The organism is Corynebacterium sp. MSK019 (genome assembly GCF_030232425.1).
Classification (GTDB): Bacteria; Actinomycetota; Actinomycetes; order Mycobacteriales; family Mycobacteriaceae; genus Corynebacterium; species Corynebacterium jeikeium_D.
On record NZ_JASPJT010000006.1, the window covers coordinates 152,505 to 167,410 of the forward strand.

The window sequence follows — 14,906 nt, forward strand, 5'->3', positions numbered from 1 at the left end:
GGAGGAACGTGGGACGGCATAGTCAGGCAGAAGGACCTGTGTCACAGGATGGCGCATCGTCACAGGCTGCGGAGTCGCAACGTGCTGCTGCGAAGTCTCGGTCACAGGTCTCGCGAAAAATGCGGGCTCGCAAACCCAGTCAGACCCCCGCGCTGGCGCAATCGCCTGTGATGAGCTGGCCTCTTATTCTGGTCTCGCTGCTCGGTGGTCTTGCCTCGCTGTTGGCCTGGAATGGTCGTACTCAGCCGGACGATTGGGCTTCGCTCTGGGTAGGCGGGCTACTTATGGACAGGGGACTTGAGTCCCATCTTTATGACGCCGATCCAATCGATTTCACTGCCATGAGTGGAGAGGTCTGGCCACGCCTGGCGCAGGAAGTGTCTGCGCCATTTACGCATCCCTTTGTGCAAAACCCTTTGTTCGCAAAGGCTCTGGGAGTGATATCCCACGTCATGAGCTTTGAAACCTCGGTTGCTTGGTTGCTGTTTCTCTCCGGAATGGCCGTCGTGGTCCTCGTCGTAGCTTCCTACCACCTGTGGTTTCGGTCCACCATGCCCTGGGGTATCGCAGCGCTGGTTACCGCATGCGTATTCGCTCTGCCGACCACTATTAATTCGTTCTGGATCGGTCAGACGACACCGCTGATCGTCGCGGGTGTCGCCTATGGTCTTGCTGCCTCGCACACTCGTCCTTGGCTCGCGGGCATCGTGCTCGGCATCGTCGCATCCATTAAATTGACTCCGTATGCGCTCATCGCTGTGATGCTCTTTTTCGCTTATCGACGGCGCGCAGCCCTCTGGTCGCTGGCCACCACGGCGGTACTGGCGGTCTGGATGTTTATCCGCGTTGATATGGCGGTGATTTCGGATTGGATTGATCGAATCGGCGACATTGGTTCATCGGTCTTGGTCGGCGGTGCGAATCAGTCGTTGGCGTCGACTTTAGCCACAGACCTGGGAAAACCTGATTTATTAGTAACAGTGGTTCGTGATTATCCGAGTCATGTGAAAACGATTCCACTGTGTATTGCGCTTGGCGTGGTGTTGATGGTCACGGCAGTTGCGTGGTTGAACTCGGTCTACCGGTTTGAATTCCTAATCACGGGCGCGTGGCTTATTGCAGCCACATTCTCATCGATTCTTTGGACCCATTACATGTTGATGCTGGTCACGTCTGTGTTCGGTTTGGTCGCCATGGCGCGGACCCGATTGACCAGACAGTGGCCGTATATCGGTATTGCGTTGCTAGTGGTCCTGCTGACGTTTCCTGTGACAAACCCGATTGCTGCTACGCCATATACCGGCGGATTTATGTATTCGGGGATTACCGCGATGCTCTTGACGCTGGCATTGATGCTAGTTATTGGTGGCTGCCACGCGTTTGCGGTACATCGGTATGGCGATGGTGATACAGGCGAGGTTGGACCTGGTTTTGGCAGTGAATTAGCTGCTGTGGAGACGTTGAAATCTCCTCAGCCAGAGCCAATGGTCTTATTCGACTTGAGGAAGCGCTAGATTTAGCGGCTCAGCATAGAGACGATGTCACGGGGAGACATGTCGCTGTAGATCTCGTTCCGGGTGCTCTTAACCTGGTGGCCGAAGTGGACTGCGTTAGCGTCACTGCTGGTGTCGCGGGCAAGAGCCTCGCGCAGCGGCTGAGAGAAGAAGGCGCGCTTGGTAGTGAAAGAACGGGGGAACAGGTTTTCAAGGCTCACGGTATAAACCCTTTCTGTGGTCGGAATCCGGTCGGGACTCCGGTTTGAGAGTTTCTGTATTCAAATGGTTTTCTTTGATGCGGTTGCCACTATATGTCTGAATATGCCCGATATCGAGTTAAAACGGGCAAAAGTGACTAAGCGGATACCGTTCCCAACATGAAAGCTGCATCACACTGTGGACCGGCTTAATACTCGGTCGCGGTCAGTTGTGGGCTCCAATACAGTTGTGCCCTCCAATACAATGAAATGCGGAATCAAATTTGAAGTAGGAGTTTGGCTATGGCTATTTCTTCGGCACTCACCCCTGAGTCTCCGGATTCGGCGGATACCTCGGACGCGGCATCGCGCAGCGTTCCGGCGGCAGCGCTCAGTCACGTTGAGGATCTAATTGATTTTGTGGCTGCGTCGCCAAGCTCATTTCATGCGGCACAACAGGTCGTTGACCGTCTGAGTGCAGCCGGTGCCACGGTCGTCGACGAGCACGAACAGTGGCCAAGCGAACCCGGTGCCTACGTCCTGCGTCGCGATGGCGCTGCCGTTGCTTGGATCGTCCCGGAGGCACCGGCTGCCGATTTGACCGGTTTCCGTATTGTGGGTTCCCACACGGATTCGCCCGGTTTTCGTGTGAAGCCCAACGCGCGCACCTCCGCCGCAGGCTATGCACAGGTCGCCGTCGAAGTCTATGGCGGCGCGCTGTTGGGGAGCTGGACCGACCGCGAAATTGAGTTCGCCGGTCGTGTAATTGATAAAAATGGCAATGAGCACCTTGCTCGCACCGGCCCGGTCGCGCGTATTCCGCAGTTGGCTATCCACCTCAATCGTGCGGTTAACGAAGAGGGGTTGAAGCTCCACAAGCAGAATCACACTGCACCGATTATCGGAATGGATACCTTCGGCACCGATGTGCACCAGGTCATCGCCGATGCTGCGGGACTGTCTATCGACGACATCGTCGCCTGGGACCTCATTTCCTTCGACACTCAGCAGCCGCGCACCTTCGGTGCTCACGATGAGTTCCTGGCTTCAGGTCGACTCGACAACCTGCTCAGTGTTCACTCATCCCTGGTCGCCTTCGAGGCCTTGCTCCGCCAAGACTGGAGCACGTCAACCACTATCCCCGTCATGGTGGCTTTTGACCACGAGGAAGTCGGGTCCGCCTCCACCACGGGCGCTGCAGGGCCACTGCTTGCCGACGTTCTGTCCCGCATCGCAGCGGCCACAGGCGCTGACCTGGAACGCACCCAGCAGCTTTACCGCGGTTCCATCTGTCTCTCTGCCGACGGCGCACACGGTGTGCACCCGAACTATGCAGGTGAACACGAGCCGGGGCACCAGCCGGAACTCAATGCTGGCCCAGTGCTGAAGATCAATGCCAACCAGCGCTATGCCACCACGGCGGCTGGTCAGGCCGAGGTTGTCCGAATTGCAGCGGAAACCTCTAAGCGCATTGGCCAGGAAGTGCCGGTGCAGTATTTTGTCTCTGCGAACCACAAGCCATGCGGCTCCACTATCGGCCCGATCACTGCAACGCGACTGGGTATCGACACCATCGATATCGGAGCTGCGATGGTCTCCATGCACTCGGCGCGTGAGATGTGCGGCACGATTGATCCATGGTGGTTGGCCGAACTCACCGTGGATTTTTGGGGTGCCGGAAACTAGCAGCACGCTGGCAGCGCTTAAGTCACCTCTAGCAGGGGAGATGTCGGGGCGCTGTGGCCGTCGTGAAGCGAAAATGGGTGAGGGAATTTCCGTAGTTGCTCGTCGTGGAGTCCATTTTCTGTCATGCTATGAACCATGACTGATGCTAACGACACCCTGCCGTCGCACCGCCTTGAAGTACCTATCGAAGAGGCGGTGGCATGGCGTCGCCAACTGCACCAGAATCCGGAGCTGAGCTTCCGGGAGTACAGGACCTCGGACATGATTGAGGATTTGCTCAATCAGTGGGACATCCCGACGTACCGGTTGACCCCGACGTCCGTAATTGGCGTCATCGAGGGAACAGCGGGCGACCCCAGCACTGGCCGTGTGATTGGCTACCGCGCGGATATTGACGCCCTGCCGATTCAGGAGGAAACGGGACTGCCGTACGCCTCGCGCACGCCAGGTGTGATGCACGCCTGTGGGCATGATGTTCACACGGCGATGCTGCTGGGCACGGCGAAGGTGCTCTCTGGAATGCGCGATCAACTGCACGGCAAGGTGCTGTGCATCTTCCAGCACGCCGAAGAAATGCTGCCGGGCGGTGCTCGTGAGCTGGTCGACAAGGGCGCCGCCGATGACTTAGATGAGGTCTATGCCTTCCACGTCGCGCCGCATCCGGTGGGGCATGTGGGGATTTGCGCTGGGCGAGTGACAACTATGTCGGGCATCGTCTCCATCGCGATTCGTGGCCGTGGCGGACACTCCTCGAACCCGCAGCTGTCGATTGACCCGGTGCTCATCGCCAGCGAGGCGACTCTCATGCTGAACACGATTGTCTCCCGCGATGTGGATCCGAAGCACATGAACATTGTCAATGTCGGCTCACTGCATTCAGGTGAGGCCGGCAACGTGATTCCGGATACGGCCAACCTGGAAGTGTCCATCCGCTCGGTGGATGAGGCCGACTGGGAGATTGTCTGCCAGCGTATCGAGGCCGTCGTCAACGGCGTCTGCCAGGCTCACGGTGCACAGGCGACTTTCGACTGGCAGATTCCGTACCCGATGGTGGTCAACGCCGACATTGCGGTCAATCGTGCGTGGCATGCGGCGACGAAGGCGGTTGGCAAGTCCAAGGTGTTCGCTGCCGATCCGTGGGCTCCTTCGGATGATTTCTCGTATTTTTCCCGTGAAGCGCCGGGTTGTTACATGTTCCTCGGCACCGGTGGCCCGGAAGCGGGTAATCCCTTCTTTCTTCACAACTCCAAGTTTAAAATTGTGGAGAGAGCCATGGTCAGCGGCATGCGCACGGAAATTCAAATCGCGCTGGATGCACTGAACCCGTCGAAGAGCCAACCGCCGGAGCGCCCTGTCGCATCTCCGACCATGCCCGCAGCAGGTTCCGTGCCTCCACGGCCGCGGAATGCAGGCCTTGGCACGCCGAAGTCGCATGCGGGCCAGGCGCGGGCGTCGTCAAGCGAATCGGCGGGGGAGACCTCACCGACCCCTGAGGCTGCGACGGCACCAGATAATTCCAATCAGCCTCAGGCACCTAGAGAGGATGCATAGGACAATGTCCACTACCCCCAACGCCCCTGATAAGACGCTCGCTGGCGCCGCACCTGAGTGGACGAAGTGGGCGATTGGATGGCACGTCTATCCACTGGGGTTTGTGGGAGCGCCCATCCGTGAGAAGGATCGAGGCGCCGCGCCGGTCAATCGAATTCGCAAACTGATTGACTGGCTTCCGTACGTCCAGGAGCTCGGGCTCAACGTCCTGCAGCTGGCGCCAGTATTCGAGTCGACTAGCCACGGCTACGATACCGAGGACTACTACCGCATCGACTCGCGCCTGGGCACCGAAGAGGACATGAAGGCCGTCATCGAAGCTGCCCATGAGCGCGGCATCAAAGTGCTTTTCGACGGTGTCTTCAACCACATCGGGGCAGAGGCGCCCGCGCTGAAGACCGCGAAGGAAAACCCTGACTCTGAAGAAGCGCAGCTCTTTGCGTTTACGCACTCAGATGGCGACATGACCGCGCCGGTGTTTGAGGGACATGAGAGTTTGGTCGAATTCGATCACACCAGTGACGCGACTGTTGATTTTGTCGTGAACGTCATGAATTACTGGCTGGCGCGGGGGATTGATGGCTGGCGCCTGGATGCGGCCTACGCAGTGGATCCACAGTTCTGGCACAAGGTTTTGCCGCGAGTGCGTGCTGAGCACCCGCATGCTTTTATCTACGGGGAGGTCATCCACGGCGACTATGCGGAGATTGTGTCGGTGTCCGGCATGGACTCGGTGACGGAATACGAGCTGTGGAAAGCGACCTGGTCGGCGCTGAAGGAGGAAAACTTCTTCGAGTTGGACTGGACTCTGAAGCGCCATAACACCTTCGCGGAGTCTTTTGTGCCGGTGACGTTTGTGGGAAACCACGATGTTTCACGCATTGCGACACAGGTAGGGGCCGACAAGGCCGTGCTGGCGGCAGCGGTGCTGTTTACCGTGGCCGGTGTGCCACTGGTCTACTACGGTGACGAACAGGGCTATACCGGTCTCAAAGAGGAACGCATCGGCGGTGACGACCAGGTCCGTCCAGTGTTCCCGGATAGCCCGGAGGAACTCTCTACGCTCGGCGAGGCTCTCTACCGCTCCTATCAGCAGCTCGTTGCGTTGCGCCGCCGCTTCCCATGGCTGCACTCCGCTCGCGTGGAGACTGATGAATTGCGCAATGGTTTCCTTCGCTACCGCGTGATCGCGACCGATGCGGCGCTCGTGGACGATGCTGCCGGGGCCTCGGGTGAGGCTGGAGCTTCCGGCGAGATGCCCTCGCTCATTGTCGAGCTGAACCTGGAAAATGGCGCAACGAGTGCGGTAATCCGTGATGGTGACCACGTGGAATTTGAGTTTTCCTAAGCTCTCATCGTGGCTCTAGGCTGCCCCCAGAGAACCAAAACCGCCCGGACACCATGGCCGGGCGGTAATTCTTTCGTGCCCCATCGATGAGTGGGCACAAGGAGTAGCGACTGCGTTTCTGTTTGCTAACTACCCCGGTTTTCGCAGTTTCAATTAGTGAATCTGCAGTTACATCTCTGCGGTCTCAGCAGGAGTCATCTCGTCGGAGGGTGCCGGGGTGGTGGCCTTCTGCTCGAAGGTCTCCGACGGGTTGGCCTGGTCGCCGACCTTGACGTCCGAGTCAACCTCGTTCGGGGGAGAGCAAGCGACCAGGGCTGCTGCGGCAATGGCGGATGCGGCGATAGCGCCGGCGATGCGGTTACGCATGGATGTGGCTCCTCTGTCGGAAAAACAATAGCTACAAGGGCTAATGAACTTTTCTCACATTATCTTAAAGCAATATCTTAGAGGATTCTTAACGGCTTGCGGGAACCAAGGGGCCAATCGCCCCCGCGCCGATGCATAGCGTTGCCCCCGGAGTCGCTTTCTCCACATCGACACGGAGAGTATTTCCGCCACCGTTGAGGTACGCATAGCGCGGCCGCAGATCGTTGTTCATCTTCACGACCGTGGAACCAGCGCGGGTTTGCTCTTCAGTCTCGAAAGGATTGGGTAGCGACAGGCGCACATCCATGTCCTCAGAGGCGGTGGCCGGGAACTCGAGCACCCAGTCGCCGAGCTTGATGATGTTCTCAAGCTTGATGTCCTCCGACGCAGTGCCGTCCTCACCAACTGTGATGCGATGGCCACACTGCTCGACAGGGCCATCGGTGACCCGGGTGATCTCGGAGACCTTGGCGTCGATAAGCGAACCGTCGGTATTGAACATGCGCGGGTGACCGGTGACGCGCTCAAACGGAGGGCGATCGGAGACTGCATCAAAGACCCGCGAGTACATGTTCATCGGAGCGGCGACGGGCACGAGAATCTCGAAGGGGACGGGCTGGTCAATGAGGTTGTAGTCGATTGCCTTGTCGGGGCCAGCGGCGTCGGCCTCCTCGCGCAGCGCGGACAGCGACGCCTTGGTGTTGCCAATCCACTCCATTGCGATGTCATCAGACCAGGCATTGCGGTAAGTAACCACGGAAATCGAGGAGGTGACAGCCAGTGCGACACCCAGCGACCAAATCAGAATGTGCGTACGAGTCGGTAGCAGAGCCGGCGCCTCGTCCTTTGGCGGGAGTCCCGCCAGGGAGACCGCGACACAGATAGCGATCACGAGCGCGACATCAGAGTAGTAGTGCAGAGTGTGCGCCAGCACGCCAGAGGTGTTCTCTCCCGAGCGGAACAGGGTGATGGCGAACAAGGTGGTGAACATGTACGCCACCGATAGCGTCCACGGAGCCCAGCCACGGTAGTCGCGGCCAATGAGGGTGGCAGACAGAATCAACAGAATAATGCCGCCGAGAGTAATCAGCTGAGACGAAGCGGAGGCAAACGGCTGTCCCGGAGCCCAACGTTCCCAGCTTGTTGGCCCGCCGATGATGCCGGCAAAAATCTGGCCGAGGCCGTTGAAGAACAGTTCGGGCTGTAGCTTGTCAGAAATGAAGCCGGTAGTTTCGGCGGGGCCGAAGTAGTACCACAGTGCCCAGGCGCCGGTCAGCAGCATCGATGGGATCCAGATGACTAGGCCGCGACGGAGAACCTGCAGGATATTGCTGCGCTCCATGTAAGCCAAAGTGATGACAACCAGCATCGAAATCGGCGCGATAGCCAGGGACTTCTCAAAGAATCCCAGCGCCACTGCCAGCAGTACAAACAGACCAGCGGCTTCCCACGGGCGGGGGCCGAAAGAACGACGCATAGTGGTGCGAATAGCGACAATCATGAAAACCACGAATGCCAGGTGGAACGGCTGGGAATTGGCCGCAGCCGACCACCAGGTGTCTCCCGGAAGCATCAGCGGAGTCCAGGCGACGACCGTGATGAGGAAGAGCGACACCAGCGTGCGGCCAGTGAGAAGCTCAAAGAGCTTAGTGGTGGCGTATGTCAGCGCTACCGACATCACGGCCATGGTGATAGCCGGCAGCCACCAGTTCCACGGCGCAATGAGGTGATAGAGGCCTTGCACCAGGAAGGCCAGTGGTGCAAGGTGCCCGTCGTGGTCCTGAAGCAGGTAGTCCTTGCTCAGCAGCGGGGTGTCGTAAAGGTGGCCAACGATGATGAAGTCATCCCAGTAAAAACCATGGCTAGTCAGAACCAGAATGCGAGCGACAAGCTGTATCGCAATAACAACTCCGATGAGTGGCCACCACTGCTTCGCAGACAGGTCAAGTCTCTCGCCCCACGTCAATGTGGGCATGTAGTATGGGCGAGAACTTTCCTGCTCAGCGGTGTTGTCAGCACCACGGAACTCGACAGTTTTCACTGCGGAATCCGCGGCTGTCCCCTCATCGCCGACTGTCGGCGGATGAGGGGTTTGGGCAGTTGGGGTATCTCCAGTAGATGACCGCTCGGCTTTAGTCATGGTTCCTTATGTTATCTAGGCCATCTGCTGGGCGCGGTAGGGTAGGCAAAAGTTAGTGCTTAGGGCGTGTCGGCACAGGCCCCATATGCCGCTAATGAATACATCAAAATCTTTTGAGCAATATCGCTCGAGTTAAAGAAAAATGGGAGCAAGTGAGATGACGCAATCGGCGAGTGCAACACGCGCTAACTTCTCGTGGCGCAATATTGACATCATCATTGCAGCTGTTATCGGCGTGGCCGTTGGCCTGATCTTTGTTATCTGGAACATCATCGGCGGTGCGGGCTATGAAGCAGTCAACGCGCTTACTCCTGGCCTTGGCGGTTTGGTCGCGGGTATGTGGTTCCTCGGTGGGCCGCTCGGCGCGTACATCATTCGCAAGCCGGGTGCCGCTATCTTCGTCGAGGTAATCGCAGCGACAGTTTCAGCACTAATCGGTAACCAGTGGGGTATCTCCACCCTGTACTCAGGTTTGGCGCAGGGGCTCGGCGCGGAGCTGGTGTTCCTTGTTCTGGCGTACAAGAGCTACAACCTGGCCACCGTGGTTATCTCCGGTCTCATGGCAGGTGTCGGCGCGTGGACCTTTGAACTTTTCACCGGCAACCTGGCCAAGACTTTCGAATTCAACGTCATCTACCTGATCTCCACGGCGCTGTCTGGTGCCGTCCTCGCCGGTCTGCTGGCTTACTTCCTGGCTAAGGCACTGGCGGCAACTGGAGCGCTGGATCGGTTTGCCATCGGGCGAGAGCGGCACGGCGACGTCTAGGAAAAATCGATGACAGATGAGGAGTTGACGCGGGGGCCGTCGTCAAGCGGAAATGTCCCTGCGGTGAGCGCGCGGGGGTTCGGATATCGGCACGCGGGGCGCAAAGCTGCGGTACTGAATGACATCACGCTGGACGTCGAGCGTGGTGAAAAGGTGCTGTTGCTCGGCGCGTCGGGGGTGGGGAAGTCGACGCTGCTTGCCGCTATTGCTGGCGTGCTTGGCGACGACTCCGATGGCGAAGCCACCGGAGAGCTCCTGATTGAAGGTTGTACTCCCGCTTCCGCAAGGGGCGCGGTGGGCTTAGTGCTGCAAGACCCTGACTCGCAGACGATTAGTGCCCGCGTTGGCGACGATGTTGCCTTTGGTGCGGAAAACCTTGGCGTTGCCCCGGCTGAGATCGGCAACCGAGTACGCGCCAGCCTGGATGTGGTGGGACTGGATTTGCCGCTGGACCATCCCACGCACCGGCTTTCCGGGGGACAGAAACAGCGCCTCGCATTGGCGGGTGTGCTGGCGATGGGCGCACGGGTCATTTGCTTGGACGAGCCGACGGCCAACATCGATCCGGCCGGTGTGCCGGTACTACGCGATGCGGCGATTACCGCGGCGGAGAGAACCGGTGCGGCGCTGATCGTGGTCGAGCATCGGGTGGATGCGTGGGTCGATGTGGTCGACCGCATCATCGTGCTGGGCCGCGAAGGTGTGATTGCCGATGGTGCGCCTCATCGAGTCTTGGAAGACCACGGGCAGGCTCTGACGGATGCTGGGGTGTGGATTCCGGATGCACCGCCCGCGCTGCCGGACGCGCGTTCCGTTGCCTGCGACCAGGACGGGCACCCTAGCGGTGACATCGCGATTGAAACCCGCGAGTTGGCCATCGGCTATGGCGCGAAGAAGTCGTGGTTCAGCGGTGGCGAAACTGTTGAACCGATTGCTCGCGGTGTATCAATTTCAATCCCATCTCAAGCTTCCACCTGCATTGTTGGTCACAATGGCAGCGGCAAGTCCACGTTAGCGCTGACGCTCGGCGGTCTGCTTGAGCCGATGGCGGGGACGGTCCAAGTGGCAGGCAGCGGTAGCGCGCCGTGGAAGTGGCCGTCGAAGAAGTTGGCTACTCGTATCGGCACGGTGTTCCAGGATCCTGAACACCAATTTGTCACCGGCACCGTGCTGGAAGAGTTGCAGCTCGGCCCCAAGCTCGTCGGTGTTAACGCCGATCAGCGCATCGAGGAATTGCTCGAGCGGCTCCGGTTGACGGCGCTGACCAAGGCGAACCCATTTTCGCTTTCCGGCGGTGAGAAGCGACGTCTGTCGGTGGCGACCATGCTGGCGACAGCGCCGGATATTGTGCTTCTCGACGAACCGACCTTCGGCCAAGACCGCCGGACATTCACCGAGCTGCTCACTTTGCTTCGCCAACTTGCAGACGACGGCCGAACTGTTATTTCGATTACCCACGATCCGTTGGTGGTCCAAGCGATGGGGGACTACGTCGTCGACATGGATGCGTTTCATCCGGAGCGGTCAGGCCGTGCGGCACCGGGACAGCGTGGTTCGGGGGAGCAGGCCGGTCCGAGCAGCAGTAAAGGTTCGCGCGGCCAGGGTGAAGCAGGAGGGACATCGTGACTGAAGTCGGTTCCGCCGGTACGGCTGAAGGTACGCAGAGCGCCGAGCAGAGTAAGCAGCCTTTCCTCGCGACGGTCAACCCGGTAGCGAGAGTACTGGGCCTGTTCTTGCTCACCACACCGCTGCTGATTTCCATCGACTGGGTCTCCGCAGTGGTCGCGCTTGTCTGCACGCTTTTCTTGGTGCCGCTGTCGGGTTTGGGTTTTCGTCGTTTTCTAGGACGCAGCCTGCCACTTCTTATCGCCGCGCCCATCTCTGGAATCTCGATGGCGCTCTACGGCAACCCGGAGGGCAAAGAGTATTTCTCCTTCCTGCTTGCGCATGTGACGGATAATTCTATTTCCCTGGCCATCGCGATTATGTTGCGTGTGCTGGCTATCGGTACTCCAGTTGTCGTGTTGACAGCCAATATCGACCCCACCGATCTGGGCAATGGGCTGGCGCAGATTCTCAAGCTGCCCAGCCGGTTTGTGCTGGCAACGGTGGCGAGTTTGCGGCTCGTCGGCCTATTCATCAGCGATTGGCAGGCGCTGACCCGAGCCCGTCGAGCACGCGGTTTGGGTGACCACGGCGCAATCCGCCGCACTATTTCCCAGGTGTTCGCTCTGCTGGTGTTTGCGCTGCGCCGCGGAACCAAACTGGCTACGGCCATGGAAGCCCGCGGCTTTGGCGCACCGATTAAGCGTACGTGGTGGCACACCTCGACATTGGCCACGCGTGACTATGCCACCATGGCCGCCTGCCTTGCCATCGCCGTCGCAGCAATCAGTATTTCCGTGTGGGCCGGGGAGTTCCGCTTCCTGGGCGTAGCGTAGCAAAGGTGTTTCGATCACGATGATTCTGCTTATCGACGGCCGTTCCGGCAGTGGCAAAACCACCCTTTCGGCAAAGTTGCACAGTATCCTCGGTTGGCCAGTTATCCACTTGGAGGATGTATATCCGGGCTGGTCCGGTCTGCAGAAAGCATCGGCCGCAGTTGCGGAGACCATTTTGAACCCCGCTCTACCGGCCGATGAGCGCGGGTATCGCCGTTGGGACTGGTACGCCAGTGAATTCGCCGAGTGGGTCCCCACGCCACCGGACTCCTCGCTCATCGTTGAAGGCTGTGGCGCTGTCACTGAAGCTAACCTTGCCGCTGCCCGCGCCATCGGCGACGGCAACGCCTGGGGAGTCTGGGTAGAGCTGGACACGCAGACTCGATTTGCCCGTGCCATGGCTCGCGACGACCACTTCGAGGAACACTGGGACATGTGGGCCGAGCAGGAATCCCAGCATATGGCGAAGCACAATCCGCAACAGCTCGTCGACTGGACCATCAACGTCCCAGAACAGTTAACGTGGAAGCTCTGATGAGAAAAACACTCGCGTGCCTCGGTGCAGGCTTCGGTTCCATGCTCCTCGTCGGCGGACTACGCGTCGCCGCTAATTCGGAGCTACGCCCACCACGCCTGCCCAATCGCAGACCTCCGCGGTGGGTTCTTCCCACAGTAGGTGCCGCGTGGACACTGGCCAGCTACCGCGCCTACTACGCTCGCGCATCGCATCGCTTGACGACGCCCCTGCTCGCCGGCCTCGCAGTACCAGGAGCCGCAGCGATCGTTTTCGAGGCCGTTCGTCTTCGATGTGCAGCCAAAAAACCAACTCTGCCGCCACACACCGTGGTTGTGCTGGGATGCGGATTGAAGAACAATCGGCCCTCGGCCCTGCTGGCCAGAAGATTACAGCGAGCAGTCTCAGCGTGTGATGAGCGAACCGAGCGAATCATCTGCTCCGGTGGGGTCGGCAGTGAAGCGGTGACAGATGCCACCTGCTCCGAAGCGGACGCCATGGTGGAGTGGTTGGAGGCGAACGCTGGGGACGTCGTAAAGCGTGGCGACATCGAGTTGATCCCCGAGGACCAATCGACGAATACGTCGGAAAACATTGACTATGCGTGCGAATTGATGCGCGGCATGGACGGTGCGTTGAGCGCTGGAACGGTTGTTGTGACCAGTGATTTTCATGCGCCACGGGTAGCGAAGCTCATGCGCGAACGGGGGCTGGAATCCTGGTGTGTCGTCGGGGCCTATACGCCGTTGAGGTACTGGGCGACATCGCTGCTGCGGGAATTCCTCGCGCAGTTTATTCTGTGGGCGCCGAGCGGCAACGCGAGAATTTTACGAATTTCGCGGGTAGCGCGAAGCGTTAGCCACTAGTATCGAACGAAGATAAATACGTCGTGCGGTGATAGTGCTGCGTAGAAATGCGTAGAGCGCGATATCGAACACGACATCGGAATCATTAAATCGGGAGGAACACCCACATGGCTTTGACCCCAGGATTCGACCTGTTCCAGCTGCCAGAGGAGCACCAGGAGCTCCGCGCCGTTATCCGTGATCTGGCGGAGAAGCAGATTGCTCCGTACGCAGCGGACGTCGATGAGAACGAACGTTTCCCGGAGGAGGCCCTGAAGGCTCTCAACGAGGCCGGCTTCAACGCCGTCCACGTGCCGGAGCAGTTCGGTGGCCAGGGTGCGGACTCGGTTGCGGCCTGCATTGTCATTGAGGAAGTTGCTCGTGTCTGTGGCTCGGCTTCTCTTATCCCGGCTGTGAACAAGCTGGGCACCATGGGCTTGATCCTCAAGGGCTCCGACGAGCTGAAGAGCAAGGTCCTGCCGGACATCGCCAACGGTGAAATGGCTTCCTACGCACTGACTGAGCGTGAGGCTGGTTCGGATGCCGGTTCCATGAAGACCCGCGCGGTCCGTGAGGGCGATGAGTGGGTCCTCAACGGCTCCAAGTGCTTCATCACTAACGGTGGCCGCTCCACCTGGTACACCGTCATGGCTGTTACCGACCCGGAGAAGGGTGCCAACGGCATCTCTGCATTCATGGTCCACAAGGACGACGAGGGCTTCCGCGTCGGTGGCCTGGAGCACAAGCTGGGTATCAAGGGTTCCCCGACTGCGGAGCTGTACTTCGAAAACTGCCGTATCCCGGCTGACCGCATCATCGGCGAAGAGGGCACCGGTTTCAAGACTGCCCTGGAGACCCTGGACCACACCCGCCCGACTATTGGTGCACAGGCACTGGGCATCGCGCAGGGTGCATACGACTACGCTGTTGGTTACGTGCAGGAGCGCCAGCAGTTCGGCAAGCCGATTGCTGCTTTCCAGAACACCCAGTTCATGCTGGCTGACATGCGTATGAAGATTGACGCTGCTCGTCTCATGGTCTACACCGCAGCCGCTAACGCTGAGCGTGGCACCGCTGAGGGCGGCGCTCGCCTGGGTCTGATGGCCGCAAACGCCAAGACCTTCGCCTCTGACGTTGCTATGCAGGTCACCACCGATGCCGTGCAGCTGCTCGGCGGTTACGGCTTCACCCGTGACTTCCCGGTTGAGCGCATGATGCGTGACGCCAAGATCACCCAGATCTACGAGGGCACCAACCAGATTTGCCGCATGGTCGCAGGTCGCCAGATTCTCGCAGACGCACAGAAGCGCTAATCACCAGCGTAAACGCTAAGCCCTCGCTACCAAGGCGGGGGCTTTTTCATGCCACCGCATCACCCAGGATTTGTCGCTTAACCCCAATGCGAGTTACTGACTGCATTTATGACCAGCGGCGGTGGGGCGATGCGAGTTACTGACTGCGTTTATGACAGAAATGGCCCGGTAGGGTCAGGCGGTGAATGCATCACCACTTTCGACCAGGAGAAGTAGTGAAGCAAACCCGCCAATCGAAATACA

13 protein-coding genes are annotated in these 14,906 nt (G+C 59.2%); 10 read left to right on the top strand and 3 right to left on the bottom strand.

What is annotated here, in order from left to right:
• The first annotated feature begins 38 nt into the window (after positions 1–38).
• The gene (locus QP982_RS06080; RefSeq protein ID WP_284870309.1) at positions 39–1,514 is read left to right on the top strand and encodes a glycosyltransferase family 87 protein; all 1,476 of its coding nucleotides are present in this window, start codon (positions 39–41) and stop codon (positions 1,512–1,514) included.
• A 2-nt stretch (positions 1,515–1,516) separates the two neighbouring features.
• Here QP982_RS06080 and QP982_RS06085 read toward each other — a convergent pair whose 3' ends face one another.
• Complete coding sequence (locus QP982_RS06085) at positions 1,517–1,714, bottom strand: hypothetical protein (RefSeq protein ID WP_049180842.1); 198 nt, start codon at positions 1,712–1,714, stop codon at positions 1,517–1,519.
• A 282-nt stretch (positions 1,715–1,996) separates the two neighbouring features.
• Between QP982_RS06085 and QP982_RS06090 the strand changes: the two genes are divergently transcribed.
• The 3 genes from QP982_RS06090 (at position 1,997) to QP982_RS06100 (ending at position 6,278) form a co-directional block, all read left to right on the top strand.
• The gene (locus QP982_RS06090) at positions 1,997–3,379 is read left to right on the top strand and encodes a M18 family aminopeptidase (protein WP_070595824.1); all 1,383 of its coding nucleotides are present in this window, start codon (positions 1,997–1,999) and stop codon (positions 3,377–3,379) included.
• Between the two features lie 135 nt (positions 3,380–3,514).
• Positions 3,515–4,930: a M20 metallopeptidase family protein gene (locus QP982_RS06095; protein WP_049193643.1), complete on the top strand. Its 1,416-nt coding sequence runs from the start codon at positions 3,515–3,517 to the stop codon at positions 4,928–4,930.
• 4 nt (positions 4,931–4,934) lie between these two features.
• Positions 4,935–6,278, top strand: coding sequence for an alpha-amylase family protein (locus tag QP982_RS06100; RefSeq protein ID WP_070546451.1), 1,344 nt, complete (start codon positions 4,935–4,937; stop codon positions 6,276–6,278).
• A 168-nt stretch (positions 6,279–6,446) separates the two neighbouring features.
• Here QP982_RS06100 and QP982_RS06105 read toward each other — a convergent pair whose 3' ends face one another.
• Both QP982_RS06105 and QP982_RS06110 read right to left on the bottom strand, forming a co-directional pair.
• Positions 6,447–6,644, bottom strand: a complete 198-nt coding sequence (locus tag QP982_RS06105) for a hypothetical protein (RefSeq protein ID WP_038628285.1) — start codon at positions 6,642–6,644, stop codon at positions 6,447–6,449.
• A gap of 88 nt (positions 6,645–6,732) precedes the next feature.
• Entirely contained in the window at positions 6,733–8,784 is a 2,052-nt protein-coding gene (locus tag QP982_RS06110) for a DUF2339 domain-containing protein (protein ID WP_070546452.1), read from the bottom strand.
• A gap of 157 nt (positions 8,785–8,941) precedes the next feature.
• Between QP982_RS06110 and QP982_RS06115 the strand changes: the two genes are divergently transcribed.
• The 6 genes from QP982_RS06115 to QP982_RS06140 all read left to right on the top strand — a co-directional run bounded on the left by QP982_RS06115 (position 8,942) and on the right by QP982_RS06140 (position 14,663).
• Complete coding sequence (locus QP982_RS06115; RefSeq protein ID WP_069359579.1) at positions 8,942–9,550, top strand: ECF transporter S component; 609 nt, start codon at positions 8,942–8,944, stop codon at positions 9,548–9,550.
• Between the two features lie 9 nt (positions 9,551–9,559).
• Positions 9,560–11,176 carry an ABC transporter ATP-binding protein gene (locus tag QP982_RS06120; RefSeq protein ID WP_070546454.1) on the top strand — a complete coding sequence of 539 codons (1,617 nt, stop codon included), beginning with the start codon at positions 9,560–9,562 and terminating at the stop codon, positions 11,174–11,176.
• Positions 11,173–11,991, top strand: coding sequence for an energy-coupling factor transporter transmembrane component T family protein (locus QP982_RS06125; protein ID WP_070566834.1), 819 nt, complete (start codon positions 11,173–11,175; stop codon positions 11,989–11,991). The genes QP982_RS06120 and QP982_RS06125 overlap by 4 nt, the downstream gene beginning before the upstream one ends.
• A gap of 19 nt (positions 11,992–12,010) precedes the next feature.
• The gene (locus QP982_RS06130) at positions 12,011–12,526 is read left to right on the top strand and encodes a nucleoside/nucleotide kinase family protein (RefSeq protein WP_070566832.1); all 516 of its coding nucleotides are present in this window, start codon (positions 12,011–12,013) and stop codon (positions 12,524–12,526) included.
• Entirely contained in the window at positions 12,526–13,371 is an 846-nt protein-coding gene (locus tag QP982_RS06135) for a YdcF family protein (protein WP_070429526.1), read from the top strand. Before QP982_RS06130 ends, QP982_RS06135 begins: the two co-directional genes overlap by 1 nt.
• 107 nt (positions 13,372–13,478) lie before the next feature.
• Positions 13,479–14,663, top strand: a complete 1,185-nt coding sequence (locus QP982_RS06140; RefSeq protein ID WP_016422383.1) for an acyl-CoA dehydrogenase family protein — start codon at positions 13,479–13,481, stop codon at positions 14,661–14,663.
• Positions 14,664–14,906: the final 243 nt, after the last annotated feature.